Raw genomic sequence first — 18,632 nt, forward strand, 5'->3', positions numbered from 1 at the left:
AATAAAAATATTCAAATCGAATTGCAATCAATATTATAAGAATTACTATTTTCTAATTGACTTTCAGCGCTTTGTATTCGCTTGGATTGCTTAGCTTATCAATCGCTTGAATCGCAACAGCATTAAGTGATTTTCCATTTTTAGAAGCTGGAACTGCCAAAGAAGTAACATCTGCAGTCAAGATTTCAGTTTGCCAAGTATCTCCGTATTTAGAATACAACACCCATTGGAAAACGTCCGCTTTGTTGTCTACTGACCAAAAAACAGTCGTGTTACCATTGTCTTGTTTATAACTCAAACTCGGTTTAGAAATTGGATTAATCTTTAACCAAGGACTTTGTGGAATCAAAGCTTTTTCTTGATAAACTTTAGTTTTGAGTGCATTTTGCATCGCCCAACTTTTTGTTAAACCGGCAATACTCCAGTGGATTTCTCCAGGACTATTTTTAAGAATGTTTCGACTAACCTCTACCTCGCTTACAATTTCTGCAGGACGATCTGGCGCTTTTACCTCCACAGTATTAAGACCTGGCCAAAGATGTCTTTTCATGGTATTTTCGCTATTCCACCACTCTAGAAGTTTTGGAAAAGGCTGTCCAGAAGAATTGATTGGCCAATACAATTGTGGTGCAAAATAATCTACCCAACCTTTATTTAACCATAATTTAGCGTCAGCATATAATTCGTCATATTGCGAAGAGCCTTTAATTCCCTCAGGATAACCAGGCTTCCAAATTCCAAATGGACTGATCCCGAATTTAACATAGTTTTTTTCCGCTTTTATTTCTTTGTAAACACGTTCTACAAATTTACTCACGTTATCTCTTCTCCAATCTGCTCTTGACATATTTCCGCCCGAATTTTGATAAGCATTCCAAGTTTTAGAATCGGGAAAATCCGCACCACCGTTATAAGTTGCATAAGGATAAAAATAATCATCAAAATGAACGCCGTCGATATCATAACGCTTTACCAAATCTTTGACAACTTTAGAAACATGATCTTGAATATCCTTACTTGCAGGATCAAACCAATACATTCCATTTTTTAAACGATAAGTATATTCTGAAAATTTATTTACCAAAGATGCGCTTGCCACTCGTCCACCATTAGAATGATGTGCACGATAAGGATTTAACCAAACGTGAAGCTCCATACCTCTTTTATGAGCTTCTTCAATCCAAAAGTTAAGTGGATCATAATATGGATAAGGTTTTTTACCTGTTTCACCAGTTAAGAAATAAGACCAAGGCTCATGCGGACTTTCGTACAAAGCATCTCCCGAAGGTCTAACTTGTAAAATCACCGCATTGAAATTGTTATCCTTCAACATATCCAACAATTCGATAGCATCTGCTTTCTGTTGATCAGTCGTTAAACTATTTTTTGAAGGCCAGTTGATATTAGCCACCGACGCAATCCAAGCACCACGGAACTCACGATCCAACTTTGGAAGATCGACACGATAATCATCAGACTTAGCTGGTGTAGTTGTGGGTTTGGTTGGTTTTGTTACAACTGGTTTTGTAGGCGGCGTTTTTGTATTAACAGGTTTCTTTTGAGTTGTACAACTATGCACAAAAATCAATGCCATCAGCATTAAAGAAAAAAGTTTGTACAGGCTAAAATTTCTCTTCAGCATTCTAAAAAATTTATGTTATTAAATATTGTTCGAAAATAATAAAAAAAGCCTCGAAAATCGAGGCTTTCATATAATAATTAAAACTTATTATCCTTTTGCATTACGTTCTACACGTTTTCTTTCTTCTTCAGAAAGGATTTTCTTTCTCATACGGATGAAGTTAGGTGTCACCTCAATCGCTTCATCAGCTTGGATGTATTCCATACACTCTTCAAGAGAAAGTAAGATTTTTGGCGCAACACCAGTATCTTTATCTTTACCAGAAGCTCTCATGTTGTTCAATTGTTTTGCTTCAACAATGTTAACAACAAGATCACCTGGTTTATTTTGCTCACCGATAATCATACCAGCGTAGATTTCTTCTCCTGGATCAACAAAGAACTTACCTCTATCTTGTAATTTCGCGATAGAATATTCTGTTGCTGGACCTTGCGTTTTAGAAACCAAAACACCATTATTTCTTCCAGGAATCGCACCTTTGTAAGGCTTGTATTCTGTAAATCTGTGTGCCATAATCGCTTCACCAGCTGTTGCAGTCAACATCTGAGAACGTAATCCGATCAATCCTCTTGACGGAATTTCGAATTCTAAGTGTTGCATTTCACCTTTAGTTTCCATGATGTGAAGATCACCTTTTCTTTGTGTTGCTAAGTCGATAACTCTAGAAGCAACTTCTTCTGGAACGTCCACAACCAAAGATTCGTAAGGTTCGCATTGTACACCATCAATTTCTTTAAGGATAACTTGTGGCTGACCAATTGTCATTTCGTAACCTTCTCTTCTCATTGTTTCGATAAGAACAGATAAGTGAAGAATACCTCTACCGAAAACTAAGAATGTGTTAGCATCTTCAGTCTGTTGAACTCTAAGTGCTAAGTTTTTCTCTAATTCTTTTGTTAATCTTTCTTTAAGGTGGTTAGACGTAACATATTTACCATCTTTTCCGAAGAAAGGCGAGTTGTTAATTGAGAATGTCATGTTAAGCGTTGGCTCATCGATAGACGTTCTTGGAAGTGGCTCTGGATTTTCTAAATCAACAAATGAATCACCGATTTGGAAAGCATCGAAACCTACAACTGCACAGATATCTCCAGCAAGTACTTCAGTAACTTTTTTCTTACCAAGACCTTCGAAAACATAAAGCTCTTTTACTTTACCTTTCACGATTTTGTCACCTTCTTGTGCAAGACCAATCCATTGACCTTCGCTAATGCTTCCTCTAATAACTTTTCCGATTGCAATTCTTCCTAAGAAAGAAGAGTAATCTAGAGAAACGATTTGCATTTGAAGATTTCCTTCTTCAACTTTTGGTTCAGGAACATATTGAAGCACACCATCCAAAATTGGTAAGATACTATCTGTAGGTTCTAGACTAGTGTTAAACCAACCTTGCTTAGATGATCCGTAGAATGTTGGGAAATCTAATTGCTCCTCTGTTGCATCTAGGTTAAAGAACAAATCAAATACTTGATCGTGTACTTCCTCTGGACGACAGTTTGGTTTATCAACTTTATTAATAACTACGATTGGCTTAAGACCTAATTCTAAAGCTTTTTGCAAAACAAAACGCGTTTGTGGCATTGGACCTTCGAAAGCATCAACTAACAAGATAACACCATCAGCCATTTTCAAAACACGCTCTACTTCTCCACCAAAATCGGCGTGACCAGGCGTATCGATAACGTTGATTTTTGTGTCTTTGTATGTAACAGAAATGTTTTTAGATAAGATAGTAATACCTCTTTCTCTTTCAAGGTCGTTATTATCCATAATCAATTCTCCAGATTCTTGATTTTCTCTGAAGATATTGGTTGCGTGGATGATTTTATCAACCAAAGTTGTCTTACCGTGGTCAACGTGAGCGATAATCGCAATATTTCTAATGTTTTGCATAAAGGATTTTTACGGGTGCAAAATTACGGAATTTTCAGAAAAAAAAATTATAAGTGACAAAAAATTAACAAAAAAACAAAAAGTCCACTCTTGCGAGTGGACTTTTTAGAATTTACAATTGCAAAAATTAATTATTCTACAATCAATTTATCTGTTTGGATAATGTTTCCGTTTTCAGAGATATTAACAAGATAGATACCTTTAGCCATATTAGCCGTCGAAACTGCATCTACACTATTTTTCTTTCTCTCAAAAGATTTAACAACTTTACCAGAAATATCATAGATATCAACCTTCACAGAACCTTGGCTCAGAGTTGGTTTTCCAGCAATAAAGAATTCCCCTTTTGCAGGATTCGGATATACGTTAAATGCTTTAGTTTTATTAACATCAGAAGTTGCCAATTTACATTGTTCAGGAAGGTCAAAATTTTCAACTTGGTCATTGATGCTATTGTTTGATCCAGCACTAGCATTAACACCTAGTCCTCTTCTAGCAAAAACATTCCAGATTAAACATTCGTTATCACCTCCTTTTGCAAGATCTGCCGCGATAATAGCATCTCTACCACTTACGAAATCAGGACTACAAGGTTGTAATTTAAGTCCATCTACAACCAACTGAACAACTTTTGCACTACCACTGTTAGGGTTAGCCACAATATCAGATGCGTAACCATACTTTTCAGCTAATTTCCAGTGAAGATCCCAAAGCATGGTAGCCCACACAAATCCTACTGAATGCACATCTACTCTAATAACTCCTCCATCATTATACTGCATACCATTGGTACGACCATATGTATAATCATTAATTGCAAAATCTGGTGAATATTTTCTTGGTCTAATACCCACTGCAGAAGGATCTTGACCATTAGAATATGTAGCAATACCTCTAGCGGTTGCTGCAGTGTAACTAGGTTTGTTAGTCAGCATCAAAGCGAAGAAATCTGACCAACCTTCACCCATTTGTTCTGCGTTATTAAGACATCCCATACTATTCCCTGTCAAACGATTAGAAATACCATGACCATATTCGTGTATCATAACACCATTATCAAAACTTGAGTTTTTATACCCAAAGCCCATATCTTTTAGATCTACATTAACTGTAGTTCCAGCATTAATTTGAGACAATATATAATTCCCCTCATCTAATCCAATCATTATAGACGGAATAACTACTGTTTGATCCGTTCCTGCTACATCAATTGGTGTATTAGAATTTGTACGATGTATAATCGCTCCTTTTGCACCAGCAGCTTGGGCATTCTTAACTTTAGCAAGTGGTGTACATTCTCCAGCTCCACCTGGAGCCCAGTTCAACAAAGCAATTTTCCCATTAAGCGAACCAGCTGTCAGAGTTGAACACCCATTTGCAACATTAGGAATAACTACATCACCAGTAACAGGAATTGAGAACAATTGTTTTCCCGAAACCGCACCTCCTGCAGCAACAGGTGGTCTATTGACAGCGTCTGCTGGTGAATTATAAAACAATTTCTGTTTAATACCCATTTCTCCAGACTTCCATAAGAACATTTGCATTCTTGGTGCTGCAACAGTTGTTTCAGTTTCGTAACCGGCATTAAAGTTAGCATTGTTATAACCACTACCATCAAATCCTTCAGCATTCACAGCATCATTGCCTCTACCTCCTTTATCAAAGTTATTGGTTTGGAAATTTTTAGAAGATTCTGTAAATCCAAATCTATAAAACACATCGTGAATCATATTATTGGCATAAAACAAATTCGTAATTGCAGAATGCTTATTATCATAGGCTGAAATATTTGGTCCTTCAGCATACGGGAAGTTGAAATTATAAGATGGACCTCCATCCGTTCTATCTGTTGTAGGAGGAGTATTGGTCGCAGCATTATCGAAATATGCATGTACGTTATTACCTCTCGTGTATGTAAAGCTAGAAGTTCCGTTATCTTGCCAACCTAAAGGAGATGCCGTTATATCCCAAGGATCTGTTAAAACCGCTCTAGGACCAAATGTTGGCGCTTCTGTAGGAAAAGGGAATACATTATAAGATGCACTAATCACTGCCGCAGATGCTGCTTTGTTAGCCTGCGCTAATTGATTCTCAACATAAGCCGGTAAAGAATGTACATGATTATGCGCAACAGAATTACCTTCAACTTCTGAATAAGCACCATCATGGAAGTTACAAGAGAGCGTTGTATTATACTTTTCAAGAATTTCGTTATTCTCTAGGTTAACCATCACTTGCCATACTGCATGGTTTTTAGAATCATCGATAAAGAATAAACGAGCAGGCACTAATTTACCATCTTTTTGGTAATAGTAAGCAAAATTTGCAACTTGCTCAGCTTTCGGGTTATCAACTGAAACACCATCAGCAACCAAAGTATAATTAGATTCATTAAGACCTAAATTATTTACCGCCGCAGAAAATGCAGAAGCTACCGAATTAGGTTTTGCATACTTTGATACATTCTGAACTCTATCAAAATTATTATTGAAAGACCACATTTTACCATCCTTGATTACAGCTTTTGCCAAAGAATGATAAACAGGAATTCCATTAACAGTCTGTTGTACGTCAACAACATTCGCTTTCAAACTTTCAGAGCTATCCTCGTTAAGGATTTTGAACTCTACCGCTTTTGACACACCTCTAAAACTTACATCATTTGAGATAAAATCTCTAATGATAGTTTCTGTACTTTGTCCGTTCATTACAGTCATAAAGAACAATGCTCCAACTCCAACTGAACGCTTTAATAAAGAATTTTTCATTTTAATACTACCTATTGTATAATTTGATTTTTTGAACGCCCTAATGTACAGCTTTTTTTTATTGAATTTAAAATTAAATTGTTAATTAATTAAATTTTAATTAAAATTAAATCCAAACATATTTGTTATTTTCATAAAAATAATCAAATTAATTTCAGATTTATCAATCATAAATAAATGATGTCAAAACTTAAATTCGCAGATATTTCCTTTCATATCTTTAACAAAAGACCTAAAAACCATCTTTAAAAGCAATTCATACATTTTTTATCAATATTTTCTAGAACGTTATATATCTATCAAAAAAAAATGTATTTTTGTACAAATTCAAAAAAAGTAAAATGGCTGAATATAAGTTAATACTACCCTCAATGGGTGAAGGTGTGATGGAAGCGACAATCATCAGTTGGTTATACAATGAAGGTGATATGGTTAAAGAAGACGATTCTGTTGTAGAAATTGCAACGGACAAAGTTGACTCAGACGTTCCAACACCCGTTTCTGGTAAAATTGTAAAAATCCTAAAACAAAAGGATGAAGTTGCTAAAATTGGTGAAGCCATTGCCATTTTAGAAATCGCAGGAGAAGGATCAGCTTCTACGGAAAGTGCTCCAGTTGCGGAAACACAACCAGATGCAGAAACGCTAAAAACTATCGAAGAACCTTTACAAGCTGCTGCTCCAGTAGCACTTTCGGGAGACCTTAATCTTTCGCCACTTGTAAAGTCTATCGCACAACAAGAAAACATTTCTGAAGCTGAACTTAAAACCATTAAAGGTAGCGGTTTAGAAAACAGAATTACAAAAGAAGATATCTTAGCTTACGTAGCAAATCGTGGTAACCAACCTGCTCCAGTTGCAGCTGCTCCTGTTCAGGAAGCTCCAAAAGCGGTTACGACGACTGCTCCAGTGACACCAATCGCGGTTGCTGCTGGTGACGAGATTATCCCAATGGACAGAATGCGTAAGATTATCGCAGAAAACATGGTTAAGGCGAAACAAATTGCACCACACGTGACTTCTTTCATCGAGACAGATGTTACCAACGTTGTAAAATGGAGAGCTAAAAACAAATCAGCATTCGAAAAAAGAGAAGGTGAAAAACTGACTTTCATGCCAATTTTCGTAAAAGCGGTTGTTAAAGCCATTCAAGATTTCCCAATGATCAATGTTTCTGTAAATGGTGAAAACATCATCAAAAAGAAAAACATCAACATCGGTATGGCAACAGCTTTACCAGATGGCAACCTAATTGTTCCTGTTATCAAAAATGCGGATCAATTGTCTCTTTCTGGACTTGCAAAAGCAATCAATGACTTGGCTTACAGAGCGCGAAATAAGAAATTAAGACCAGAAGATACGCAAGGTGCAACTTATACAATCTCTAACGTTGGTAGCTTTGGAAACCTTATGGGTACACCAATCATTCCACAACCACAAGTTGCAATTTTAGCAATTGGTGCGATTGTTAAAAAGCCTGCAGTTCTAGAAACGCCAGATGGGGATGTTATCGCAATCAGAAACTTAATGTTCATGTCGCACTCTTATGATCACAGAGTTGTTGACGGATCTTTGGGAGGAATGATGTTAAAACATGTTCACGATTACCTAGAAAACTGGGATCCAAATACAGAAATCTAAAATTCGATTTTTCAAAATACAAAAGCCTTCAATTCTTGAAGGCTTTTTTGTTGCTTGTATGAGATGATCTTTTAGTGTTCAACTAGCTTGGTTATCTTTTTTACTATTTTTTTTCGGAAGCTTTTTCCCGCTATCCGCTATATCTTTTGTAGTGCCGCTCGGACGACTCCGCTACGCTCCATCGCCTCGCTCCACCACAAAAGGATGCCGCTTCTATCGGGGCTATTTTACTACCAACTGCTAATCAGCATCAGGTTCAGCACGATTAATATCAAACTCTCCTATCGAATCATTTTTAACACGCTCCGTTGCCGAATTTAACAGAAAATCATCCGCAACTTTTGACTTCTTAGGAATTTGTAGTTCTTCTAGCTTATGTGACTTTCCATCAATTGTAAACATATCTGGAAGTATTCTAATATGCGCATCATCGATGGCATCTTTAGCTTTATTATCAATGATTAGCATTTCGAGATTATAGATTATGCCACTTTTATTACTACCATCTGTTGAAGCAGTAAAACCAAAACCATTCGAAGTCCCGATTTGCACCGTTCTATCTCCCAAATCCCATTCGTAAGAATTGTGCTTAAACTCATTCGAAAGCGCATAAGCATGTTTTGGCGCACCATGCGCTTTTGTAAAATCATCAATAAATTGTTTTCTAATTTTCCAATTTGGCAATTCCGCACTTGCAAAATAAGCGACAGGTTTTTTCTTAAGGTCAGTAAGAATCTTTACATTTTGGAAATAGATATTTTGATATCTCGCGACACTATCCAATTCTGGTGCTGTATACAAAAAACCAAAATCCTTAGCTGGCAAAGGAATTTTCTTATCCAGTTCTCTCAAAATCCCGTCATCTATTTTATATCGAAATATCGAGTCTGCTCCTTTTCCTTTTGGATCATACTTGCCTTCCATATCGAAAGCAAATTCATTGATATAATGCTGAGAATATAACTCGGGGACATTTTCATTAAAGTTAACTTGCTCCAAATTAAATTTAGAATTATCCTCAAAAACAGTAGGCTGTTTCTCTTGCACAACATCCTTTGTTGTTCCTTTATTACATGAAACAAGGACAATGATTAATGCTAAAGTTTGGATTAATTTCATCATAATATTTTTTCTAGTCTTTTTCAAATATAAGTTTTTGAATTAAAATTTTACAGAAAATTAAATAAAAATGTATTTTATTTCAATCAACGGTTCTAACAACAAATTAAAAGCGTTTCAAGTCAACAACATCACACTACTTCGGAATAATTAATGAATTTCTACTCTATTATTGATAACATAAAATCTAACAGGTCGCTCCTACGGAGCTCTAACAATTTTTTTCAGCAAAATTCTACTAACAGAATGCTCCGCTGGAGCATATTTTGAAAACGTAAATTGAAAATCACCCCATATTAAGATGTAAAAAATATTTGTAGCTAACCAAAATCACCAAGGAAACAACAATATCCTTCTCTCCACCACCTTTCGTCCTGAATAACACTTGGTGAAAATTTCCCCGCTTGTCACTCCGAACATCGTGAGGAATCTCAACTAAATAAGCACATCCTTCTCTTCACTGCATTTCGTTCTGAAATATTTGCTGTTGTTTTTGGTCATTAACTAAACCAAATCCTCGCTTTCGATGGAACAAGGAATCTCAAAATACAAGAAAAGACTTCGTTCCACTTGTTATAATTCTTGTAATCTGCCCTAAAAAACCCGCAAATCCCTAGCCCTGATTGAGCGGTCTGTATGAGCTCGTTACAAAAAGTTGAGGGCAAAAACTAGGCTTTGTAACAGCGAGTAGCGAAAGCAGGTTCATGGCTCCTGAAAATTTTAGTATTGAAAATCAACAAGTTAAATGCACTACTGAAAATATTTTACTACTTTGTATTGCATAATACCAAACTTAATACATATCTTTGCTATGTAATATTACTTAAAGTGCGTAGAAAGGTTAAAATGCCTTTCGAGAATATCGATCATTAATAATCATAAAACACTATGAATACAGAAAATACAAAAGCGCAAATGCGCAAAGGCATTCTGGAGTTCTGTATTTTGAGTCTTATTCAGAGCCGAGAAATGTATGTTTCGGATCTGATTGACGAACTCAAAAAAGGAAAACTGGATGTGGTAGAAGGAACGCTCTACCCTCTGCTGACCAGATTAAAAAATGGTGAATTCCTTAACTATCGTTGGGAAGAATCTACTAGCGGTCCACCAAGAAAGTATTATCAAATAACCGAAAAAGGCAGTCTTTTCTTGAAAGAATTACAAAATACTTGGAACGACTTGACAGAGTCGGTTAACCAAATTACAAAACCACAATAAACTTAAAACTATGAACAAGACATTATCAATAGCACTCGCAGGATTTTCCTTTATTATTGATGAGCATGCTTATATAAAACTTAGTGACTACCTTAGTGCGCTGCGTGGTTCTCTAGACGCGTCAGAAGCGGACGAGGTGATGAATGATATCGAAATCCGTATGGTTGAAATCTTCAAAGAAAGCCTTGGCAAAAGAGAAGTTATCAACGACGTTGACGTAGAAAAAGTGATTGCACAAATCGGAACTCCCGAGCAAATCGACGAGCAAGAGGAAGCTTACTACTCTGAAAGTAAACAAAATACTAAAAAAACAAAATCTGGCTTCGCGCACAGCATCAACGGCGAAAGACAATTGTTCCGTGATCCAGGACAACAAAAAATAGCTGGTGTTTGCGCAGGACTTGCAGCATACTTCGGGATGGATGTTACTTGGATGCGCCTTATTTGGATTGGTGTATTTATCTTACTTTGGGTTGCTCCAGGATCTTCATTTTTAGTGATTTTACTTTATGTAATCCTTTGGATGGTACTTCCAAAAGCAGAATCAGCTTCTGATTATCTCAAACTAAAAGGAAAACCGCTTAATTTTGACAACCTAAAAGAAGAATCTAGCAAGATTGTACAATTCGCGAACGAGTCAACGCAACGTGTTGGTGAAATCTACGACAACAACAAGCAAAACATTAACCAAGCTGGTAGCAGCATTTGGAATGTCTTAAAATACATTATTGGGATTTTTGCATTTCTTTGTGCAGCTGGTGCTTTTATAGGGATGTTTGCAATTTTTGCAGCTTACAATAGTGGCAAGATGAATGTTGGCGATAACCTTTCATTCTTTTTGGAAGAAAATAATATTGGTTATTTGGTTTTTGCTGTAGCAGCAATTCCAGTGTTGGTATGTGCAATTGGATTTTTATTCTTGGCGATCAAAATATTTTCACCAAAATCAAAATTCACTTATGTTGGTAGATTTTTAGCACTTTTAGGATTGCTTTGGCTGGCTGTTATTGGAATATTTGCTTATTGTGCGATTTCGGTGGAAAGTAAATTCGAAGGTAATAACGACGAAAAAGAAAATATTTCCATCAACACAAAATCTGACAGTATTATTATCGATAGTAAAAATGTTGAAATTCCAACAGCTTTCAAATCTTATTGGGGACGCATCTATTCGGACAAAAAGACAATCTATAAACACGATTATCCTTATGTGAAAATCACGAGAAAAGCCGATGTTGCACAACCTTATTTAATTATTAATAAAGATGCAGATGGCTATAATATTCCTCTAAGAATGACGGTTCCTGTTTCGGTAGTTGGTAACAAAATTTTACTTCCAAACCATTTTTCATATCCGTATGAGTACAGATTCCGAGGTTATAATGTAGAGTACGAATTGGTGGTGCCAAGTAAAATGGTTGTTGTTAAAAACGATAAAAGCCGAATCAGCTATGGTGGTGATGATGACAATACAGACAGCAGTGGAAATACTGACGACAGCCAAGATTTTGACTATGATAAATATTCTAAAGGTGAAACTGGAATTACTATTGAGAAAAACAAAATCAAAATTAATGGTAACAGCATCGAGTACAATTCTAACGACGATAAGTATATTAAAATAAATGGTAAAACTTATCCTATAGATAGCGCAGACGATGTATTGGACAGATTGAAAATTGACAAAGCAGATCTTAAAAATCTGGACATCCACATTAAAGATGGCAAAGATGAAGTCAGAATAAAAGCAGGCAAATAACATACAACACCAAATCACAAACTATGAAAATGCCTCTTATTATTTTAGCAATCTTCTTTGGTTTTGTTGCCAAATCGCAAACCAATAGATTTATCTACGAGTTAAAATCTCGTGAGGATTCGACCAAAGAATTCACGACTAACAATATGGTTTTGGATATTAATCCCAAAAGCATCAAGTTCTACGATGAAGATTTTTTGAAGTATGATTCCATTAACAAAAACAATAAAGAAGGATACAGCTCGAGAACGAGTTCCAAGACGGATCAAATTATTGTAAGAAAACCTGGAAGCAATCAAAACACTTGGTACAGGGACTTCAAAGATTATTTTGTAATAACATCGAACGACCAACTGAATTGGAAACTAGATTCTGAAACGCGCAAATACAACAATTATCAGCTTCAGAAAGCGACAACCAATTTCGGAGGACGCGCTTGGACAGCTTGGTTCTGCAAGGATATCAATATTCCTGAAGGACCATATAAATTTCGAGGTTTGCCAGGACTTATTTTTATCCTAGAAGATTCAGAAAAGGATTTTGTATACCAATTGGTTCAAAACAAAAAACTAAACTATGAGCAAGTAACCACAGATTTTGTAGAAACACATTACGGAAACAAAGCGCTTCCAACCACCAATGAAAACTACAATAAGTATGTTGTTGATTTTTACGAAAACCCGCTGCGTGATATGATTGCTGCAATGCAAAACGGAAAATCGATAAGTTTCAAAAACGAAAAAGTAACAACAATGGATGAGCTTAACCAAAAGAAAGCCGCCATACAGAAAGTTATCAAAGATCGATTCGTCTATCTTGAGCGTGATAAAGCACCAAAATTTAATTAATAAGTTAAATTCTGGAATTTTATGAAAACATTAATAACATAAAAGCCTTTATCTTAAAAATAAACACTAATTTTGCTAACTATAAAACCAAATCACATGATACAGATTGTCATTGAATTCGCGATCAAAGTTGTAGATTTTATATCCAACTTATTCTAAAAACATTAGAAACAGAAGGTCATTCCGCAATATTTCTTTCTTAGAATATACGGAAATAAAATAAATATTTTTATCAAAAAATAACGCTAATTTTTATGTAGCTTTGTAAAGTATAGCCGTATGGTTATACTTTTTTTTGTCATAAATAATTTCTTATGAAAAAACTAATAGGAAGCTTGATGCTAAAATTACTGGGTTGGAAAATCGTTCTCGATGGCGATGTTAACAATCTTAACCGTTGTATTTTAGTGGTTGCACCTCACACCCATAATATGGAATATATTCTTGGGAATCTAGCATATTGGAAATTACAAAAACCGCTAAAGATTATCATTAAAGATGCGCACACCAAAGCTTGGTACGGCGCCGTAGTAAGAGGTCTTGGCGGCATTGGTATCGATAGATCACAAAAAAATAATTTGGTGCAATTTGTTGCTGATTTATTTAAAAAAGAAGATTTCAGTTTGGTGATTACGCCAGAAGGCACACGATCTCGCGTGGAAAAGTGGCGCAAAGGTTTCTACCACATGGCTTTAGAAGCTAAAGTACCATTGGTGATGGCTGCGGGAGATTTTGCCAACAAAACCATGTATTTGGGTTATAAGATTAGTTACGAAGATTTGGCGTCGCGCTCATTCGAGGATGTGATGGAAGAAATCCAAAACTATCTGAAAAAAGTAACTCCAAAAGTTCCAGAAAATTGGAATCCTCAAATCTATTAATTTAAGTTTTTATTAAAATGGATCAAGCGACGAAAGAAGCAAAACTTAAGCACCTTAACGAATGGTGCAAACATACAATTCTAGAAGTTTTAGACATCACTTTTACTGATATTACCGAAGATAGCCTAACAGCGACAATGCCTGTAACTTGGAAGGTACACCAACCAATGGGACTTATGCACGGTGGCGCAAGTTGCGTGCTGGCAGAAAGTCTTGGCTCTACCCTTTCGGTATCAGTTTTGGATTTGGATAAATATTATGCGGTTGGGACTAACATCAACTCCAACCACCTAAAAAGTGCCACCAAAGGTATTGTAACTGGTACTGCGAGATTTATCAGAAAAGGAGCGACTTTGCATTATTCTGAAATCGAAATCCGCAACGAAAAAGGTGAACTTCTCAACCATACCACGATGACCAATATCGTAATTCGTAAATAATATGTTATATTTTCGTTTTCCTGACAGTGACAAGTTCTACACAACGGACGATGACAACAGCGAACTGAATGTAAGTTTCGTAAGTTTTGACCGAAAAAAAGAACTTGATTTTAAAGGAAATCTCATCGAAATTTCTGCAGAAGAAATCGCGGAGGAAGATTTTGTACCGAAGTCTAAAAAAGATCGTATCGAGCTTTATAAAGATACCGAAGATACTTATTCGCGCAAAGTTGTCCAAGCGGTGGATTACATCAAAGCTAATCAACTAAGAAAATTGGTTATCTCTCGAGGAAAAATTTTGATGTACACAGATATTTCGCATGATAAAAAACTAGCTTTAGGAAAGAGTTTTTTGCAATTTTGCGAGAACTATCCAAATGCATTTTGCTATCTTTTCGAAAAAGATTCGCAGTGTTGGATGGGCGGTTTTTCTGAAGTTTTAGGAAAGTATAATAAAAAAACCAACGCTTTCGAAACCATGAGTCTCGCAGGAACGATGCCTGTTGATGAAGCGTGGACCGAAAAAGAAATCGAAGAGCAAAAACCTGTCACAGACTATGTGCAATCGGTGTTAAAACGTTTTGCGGTTGACATTAGCGTTTCCAAAGTTCAGGATCATGTTTCCGGGAATATCAAACATTTAAGAACTGATTTTAAGGCGACGGTATATCCTCAAGATTTAGAAAATCTGATTCGAGAATTGCATCCAACGCCTGCAGTTTGTGGTTTTCCAAAAGATGTTTGCATGCAAGGCATCAAAATCATTGAGTTTAACAGCCGCGAGTTTTATTCGGGGTACATCAAAGTAGAAACAGAGGACGAAGTCTATTTCTTTGTTAATTTGCGTTGTGCCGAGTTTTTCAAAAGTTATGCAATCTTGTATGTTGGCGGTGGAATTACCGAAAAAAGCGATCCCAAGCAAGAATGGAAAGAAACGGAATTAAAATCTTTAGCAATCCAAAATAATTTGGTATTTGATTAGACATTTCTTTTTTTAGAGCCTGTTTAAATTTTATTGATAAAATTTTCATAGCTATTTTGAGATGAATTTTTTATTTCATATTTGAAGATTTAGCGGGCTAAATCGAAAATGAGAAACAAAAAATTGGCTTAAAAGAGCATTAAAATTTATCAAAGAAGTTCTGAATAGGTTAAAAATATATTTCGGTAAAATTTCTAAACAGACTCTTAAATCAAGATAAAAATATGCTGTCATTATTTCCAGACGAATTTGATTCTAGTAAAAATCTACTTCCTTTCGATGGAACGGTTCTTTATTATGGCAAAATTTTCACAACGGAGGAAGCCGATTATTATTATTCTAAATTATTGAACGACATCGATTGGCAACATGACGAAGCTTTAATCTACGGAAAACTAATCACGACCAAACGAAAAGTGGCTTGGTATGGCGATGGCGATTTCCCTTACACCTATTCTAAAAGGACAAAAATTGCAAAAACGTGGACTCAAGATCTTTTGGATATCAAAAAGAAAGTTGAAGCTTTGACAACAGATTCTTTCAACTCCTGTCTTCTCAATCTTTACCACGATGGCAACGAAGGTATGGCTTGGCACAGCGACGCCGAAAAAGCCTTGAAAAAAAATGGAGCAATTGCCTCTTTAAGCTTTGGTGCAGAACGAAAATTTTCGTTTAAACATAAATCAACCGGCGAAGTTGTATCCTTAACATTGGATCACGGAAGTCTTTTGGTCATGAAGGATCAGACGCAATCACATTGGCTGCACCGTCTTCCGCCCACAAAAAAAATCTTCGATCCGAGAGTTAACTTAACTTTCAGATGTTATGTTAGCTAATCTTTAACAGCAAAAAAAGGACAATATTCCTGTAAATTAACCACAAAAGAAAAACAACTACAATAACTAACACTCAAAAAGTATACAAAAATTGATGTCTACTTTTTTGGTCTTTTGTTCATTCTAAATTGCTTTCTAAAATTTCTGCACTTGTGTGGTTGAATAATTTTTCTTAAAATAAGTAAGCCAATTTTTTTTCTTCAGCATTTCATAATTTCCATTCAAAAAATATAAGTTTTTGTAATGTCTTTAGTTGTGGCAATCACATGTTAGCTAATCTTTAACAGCAAAAAATCTATTTTAAAATAAAAATCCTTTATTTTTGTAGCTTTAACAAAAGGATGTTTAACAAGATTATTACTTTTCCGTTGGTTGCATTGATCAAGTTTTATCAACTTGCGATATCGCCTTGGTTAGGTAAGAATTGTCGTTACGAGCCTACTTGTTCGCATTATACAGTCGAAGCTTTGCGGGTCCACGGACTCTTCAAAGGCAGTTGGCTATCGATAAAGCGAATAATGTCTTGTCATCCTTGGGGCGGCGAAGGTTATGATCCTGTCCCGCCAAAATGCAAACATTAAAATACTATTAAATGCGACAAAAACTTTTTAGCTTTTATTTCACATTATTGGTTGGACTTTTCCAATTCGTTTCAGCGCAAAACCCAGATTTTGCTACAACTTCTGCACAACTTAATATCCAAGGAAAAAATATTCCGATAGAGATTTTTGCAACGGTTAATGGCAAAACTTTTAGTAAATATTCTAGTGAAACGCCTGCAAAAAACTCTTTTATCATCGTTAATAAAGACAACATAGATCCTATTAATGCAGATTACCAAGCTTTCATTGTTTCTACTTTTGACAATTACAAAAATCATAATTATCAATTTTTGACAAAGTATTTCAAATTGATTGATAATGTTGTTGACATCAAGGATATCCAGAACATCAAATACATGTATCATCCATTTAATCAAAACGATATGATTAAATCGACTGATACTGTATCTTTAAAAACCGATTTTAAAATTTGGGATCCAGCCAATGGTATTAATTTAGGATTCGGAACATTGCACTTTTACAGTTTGATGTTTGTTTTCGCATTTGGATTTGGTTATATTTTGATGAAAAAAATCTTCAAAATCGATAATGTAGACGAGAAGTATTTGGATCCTTTATTCACTTGGACGTTGATTGGAACCATTCTTGGGGCACGTTTGGGACATGTTATTTTTTATCAACCCGAACTTTTCAAAGAAGATTTCCTAAGTGTTTTCTTACCAATTTCTACTAAAGATGGATTACATTTCACAGGATTTTCTGGACTTGCAAGTCACGGCGCAACCATAGCTTTGATCTTTACAACGCTTTATTACAGTTTTAAAATTATCAAAAAGAATCCTTTTTGGGTGTATGATAGACTAGGAATTGTGGTCGCTCTTGGAGGTGCTTTTGTTAGAATGGGTAACTTTTTTAACTCCGAAATTATTGGAAAACCGGTTGATCCAAAGTCACCTTTTGCCTTATTATTTCCACAACAAAGCTCAGAATATGGTGTGACAATCCCACGTTATCCAGCGCAACTTTTTGAAGCGGTTGGTTATGTTTTGTTATTTGTTTTACTTTGGTTTTTGTATCGCAAAACAGACAAAAAATACCAGCAAGGATGGTTGTTTGGATTATTCTTCATTATCCTTTGGGCAATCAGATTCTTCGTAGAATTCTTGAAAGAACCACAAGGCAACGAATTTATCCACATTGCTGGATTAAACACTGGACAAGTGCTAAGTATTCCTTTTATGATCGCAGGTTTTGCGATTATGCTATACTCCAAAAATTGGAAACTTGAAAAATAAAACAAAAAAGAGGTTGTGAAAATGACCTCTTTTTTTTATTTTTAATTTAACAAAAAAGCCAAATTAATGGAAAACCAGCATCATCCCGAACGTAAGAATTTTCAGATTGATAGAATGATTTTGTTTACTGATGCGGTGTTTGCCATTGCGATAACACTTTTGGTGATTGACATCAAAGTTCCGATAATTGCAAAAAGTGCAACGGAAACGGATTTTATCAATGCGCTTTTTAAAGAAGCACCGAAATTTTTAGGTTTCGTCGTAAGCTTCTTTATCATTGGATTATATTGGTTTTTGCACCACAAGATGTTCGGCTATGTTATCAATTACACTTCAAAGTTAATTTGGTTAAACCTTATTTTTTTGTTTTCGATTGTTTTACTTCCGTTTACAACTTCGGTATACAGCGGTTATTCGACGGAAGAACATATACAATTAATAGGTCCTTATGCTTTGTATGCGAGTAATCTGTGTTTTACAGGTGTCATGCAATTCTTTTTGTTAAAATACATTTACAATCCAAAAAACGGTGTTTCCAGCGAATTACCATCTAAGGAAAATCAAAAATCTACTTTATATAGAGCTTTAGCAATACCTGCAATATTTTTAGCTTCACTTCTTTTAACAGTTGTAACACCATTATATGGAAGAATGTTACTCTTTACAATTCCGTTTTTTATGAAAATGCTTGCACCTAAAAAAGAGAAAGTACCTAAAGAAAAAGAAGCTAACACTTAGAGCTTGT

15 protein-coding genes are annotated in these 18,632 nt (G+C 35.4%); 11 read left to right on the top strand and 4 right to left on the bottom strand.

The genetic code is table 11. The annotated features are described in order from the left end of the window. Nucleotides 1-52: 52 nt before the first annotated feature. The 3 genes from Q1V95_RS14700 to Q1V95_RS14710 all read right to left on the bottom strand — a co-directional run bounded on the left by Q1V95_RS14700 (nucleotide 53) and on the right by Q1V95_RS14710 (nucleotide 6,306). Nucleotides 53-1,642 (bottom strand): family 10 glycosylhydrolase, encoded by a 1,590-nt coding sequence (locus tag Q1V95_RS14700; protein WP_300675469.1) that lies wholly within the window; start codon nucleotides 1,640-1,642, stop codon nucleotides 53-55. Between the two features lie 87 nt (nucleotides 1,643-1,729). After that, entirely contained in the window at nucleotides 1,730-3,535 is a 1,806-nt protein-coding gene (gene typA / locus Q1V95_RS14705) for a translational GTPase TypA (protein WP_300675470.1), read from the bottom strand. 131 nt (nucleotides 3,536-3,666) lie between these two features. Beyond that, nucleotides 3,667-6,306: a T9SS-dependent M36 family metallopeptidase gene (locus tag Q1V95_RS14710; RefSeq protein WP_300675471.1), complete on the bottom strand. Its 2,640-nt coding sequence runs from the start codon at nucleotides 6,304-6,306 to the stop codon at nucleotides 3,667-3,669. Between the two features lie 341 nt (nucleotides 6,307-6,647). Between Q1V95_RS14710 and Q1V95_RS14715 the strand changes: the two genes are divergently transcribed. Continuing rightward, complete coding sequence (locus tag Q1V95_RS14715; protein WP_300675472.1) at nucleotides 6,648-7,946, top strand: dihydrolipoamide acetyltransferase family protein; 1,299 nt, start codon at nucleotides 6,648-6,650, stop codon at nucleotides 7,944-7,946. Between the two features lie 240 nt (nucleotides 7,947-8,186). Here Q1V95_RS14715 and Q1V95_RS14720 read toward each other — a convergent pair whose 3' ends face one another. Then, nucleotides 8,187-9,068 carry a hypothetical protein gene (locus tag Q1V95_RS14720; RefSeq protein ID WP_300675473.1) on the bottom strand — a complete coding sequence of 294 codons (882 nt, stop codon included), beginning with the start codon at nucleotides 9,066-9,068 and terminating at the stop codon, nucleotides 8,187-8,189. Between the two features lie 885 nt (nucleotides 9,069-9,953). On the opposite strand from Q1V95_RS14720, the gene Q1V95_RS14725 reads away from it, so the two are divergent. The 10 genes from Q1V95_RS14725 (at nucleotide 9,954) to Q1V95_RS14770 (ending at nucleotide 18,625) form a co-directional block, all read left to right on the top strand. Then, nucleotides 9,954-10,283 (top strand): PadR family transcriptional regulator, encoded by a 330-nt coding sequence (locus Q1V95_RS14725; RefSeq protein ID WP_300675474.1) that lies wholly within the window; start codon nucleotides 9,954-9,956, stop codon nucleotides 10,281-10,283. Nucleotides 10,284-10,293: 10 nt separating this feature from the next. Continuing rightward, nucleotides 10,294-12,042: a PspC domain-containing protein gene (locus Q1V95_RS14730; RefSeq protein WP_300675475.1), complete on the top strand. Its 1,749-nt coding sequence runs from the start codon at nucleotides 10,294-10,296 to the stop codon at nucleotides 12,040-12,042. Nucleotides 12,043-12,065: 23 nt separating this feature from the next. Then, entirely contained in the window at nucleotides 12,066-12,890 is an 825-nt protein-coding gene (locus tag Q1V95_RS14735; protein ID WP_300675476.1) for a GLPGLI family protein, read from the top strand. A 314-nt stretch (nucleotides 12,891-13,204) separates the two neighbouring features. Next, complete coding sequence (locus Q1V95_RS14740) at nucleotides 13,205-13,771, top strand: 1-acyl-sn-glycerol-3-phosphate acyltransferase (RefSeq protein ID WP_300675477.1); 567 nt, start codon at nucleotides 13,205-13,207, stop codon at nucleotides 13,769-13,771. Between the two features lie 17 nt (nucleotides 13,772-13,788). Next, complete coding sequence (locus Q1V95_RS14745; RefSeq protein WP_300675478.1) at nucleotides 13,789-14,211, top strand: PaaI family thioesterase; 423 nt, start codon at nucleotides 13,789-13,791, stop codon at nucleotides 14,209-14,211. Nucleotide 14,212: 1 nt separating this feature from the next. After that, complete coding sequence (locus Q1V95_RS14750) at nucleotides 14,213-15,193, top strand: chorismate-binding protein (protein WP_300675479.1); 981 nt, start codon at nucleotides 14,213-14,215, stop codon at nucleotides 15,191-15,193. 227 nt (nucleotides 15,194-15,420) lie between these two features. Then, nucleotides 15,421-16,029, top strand: a complete 609-nt coding sequence (locus Q1V95_RS14755) for an alpha-ketoglutarate-dependent dioxygenase AlkB (RefSeq protein ID WP_300675669.1) — start codon at nucleotides 15,421-15,423, stop codon at nucleotides 16,027-16,029. A 341-nt stretch (nucleotides 16,030-16,370) separates the two neighbouring features. Further along, nucleotides 16,371-16,610: a membrane protein insertion efficiency factor YidD gene (yidD, locus tag Q1V95_RS14760; protein WP_300675480.1), complete on the top strand. Its 240-nt coding sequence runs from the start codon at nucleotides 16,371-16,373 to the stop codon at nucleotides 16,608-16,610. 404 nt (nucleotides 16,611-17,014) lie between these two features. Next, nucleotides 17,015-17,887 (top strand): prolipoprotein diacylglyceryl transferase, encoded by an 873-nt coding sequence (lgt, locus tag Q1V95_RS14765; RefSeq protein ID WP_300675670.1) that lies wholly within the window; start codon nucleotides 17,015-17,017, stop codon nucleotides 17,885-17,887. Nucleotides 17,888-17,953: 66 nt separating this feature from the next. Further along, nucleotides 17,954-18,625: a TMEM175 family protein gene (locus Q1V95_RS14770; protein ID WP_300675481.1), complete on the top strand. Its 672-nt coding sequence runs from the start codon at nucleotides 17,954-17,956 to the stop codon at nucleotides 18,623-18,625. Nucleotides 18,626-18,632 lie beyond the last annotated feature (7 nt).

The organism is Soonwooa sp., assembly GCF_030151385.1.
Classification (GTDB): Bacteria; Bacteroidota; Bacteroidia; order Flavobacteriales; family Weeksellaceae; genus Soonwooa.

What these genes read in the sequence shown, in the direction of transcription:
- Q1V95_RS14735 (WP_300675476.1), top strand. Translation starts at nt 12,066, where the DNA reads ATGAAAATGCCTCTTATTATTTTAGCAATCTTCTTTGGTTTTGTTGCC.
- typA (WP_300675470.1), bottom strand. Translation starts at nt 3,535, where the DNA reads ATGCAAAACATTAGAAATATTGCGATTATCGCTCACGTTGACCACGGT.
- lgt (WP_300675670.1), top strand. Translation starts at nt 17,015, where the DNA reads ATGATTAAATCGACTGATACTGTATCTTTAAAAACCGATTTTAAAATT.
- Q1V95_RS14750 (WP_300675479.1), top strand. Translation starts at nt 14,213, where the DNA reads ATGTTATATTTTCGTTTTCCTGACAGTGACAAGTTCTACACAACGGAC.
- Q1V95_RS14700 (WP_300675469.1), bottom strand. Translation starts at nt 1,642, where the DNA reads ATGCTGAAGAGAAATTTTAGCCTGTACAAACTTTTTTCTTTAATGCTG.
- yidD (WP_300675480.1), top strand. Translation starts at nt 16,371, where the DNA reads ATGTTTAACAAGATTATTACTTTTCCGTTGGTTGCATTGATCAAGTTT.
- Q1V95_RS14730 (WP_300675475.1), top strand. Translation starts at nt 10,294, where the DNA reads ATGAACAAGACATTATCAATAGCACTCGCAGGATTTTCCTTTATTATT.
- Q1V95_RS14710 (WP_300675471.1), bottom strand. Translation starts at nt 6,306, where the DNA reads ATGAAAAATTCTTTATTAAAGCGTTCAGTTGGAGTTGGAGCATTGTTC.
- Q1V95_RS14770 (WP_300675481.1), top strand. Translation starts at nt 17,954, where the DNA reads ATGGAAAACCAGCATCATCCCGAACGTAAGAATTTTCAGATTGATAGA.
- Q1V95_RS14715 (WP_300675472.1), top strand. Translation starts at nt 6,648, where the DNA reads ATGGCTGAATATAAGTTAATACTACCCTCAATGGGTGAAGGTGTGATG.
- Q1V95_RS14740 (WP_300675477.1), top strand. Translation starts at nt 13,205, where the DNA reads ATGAAAAAACTAATAGGAAGCTTGATGCTAAAATTACTGGGTTGGAAA.
- Q1V95_RS14725 (WP_300675474.1), top strand. Translation starts at nt 9,954, where the DNA reads ATGAATACAGAAAATACAAAAGCGCAAATGCGCAAAGGCATTCTGGAG.
- Q1V95_RS14720 (WP_300675473.1), bottom strand. Translation starts at nt 9,068, where the DNA reads ATGATGAAATTAATCCAAACTTTAGCATTAATCATTGTCCTTGTTTCA.
- Q1V95_RS14745 (WP_300675478.1), top strand. Translation starts at nt 13,789, where the DNA reads ATGGATCAAGCGACGAAAGAAGCAAAACTTAAGCACCTTAACGAATGG.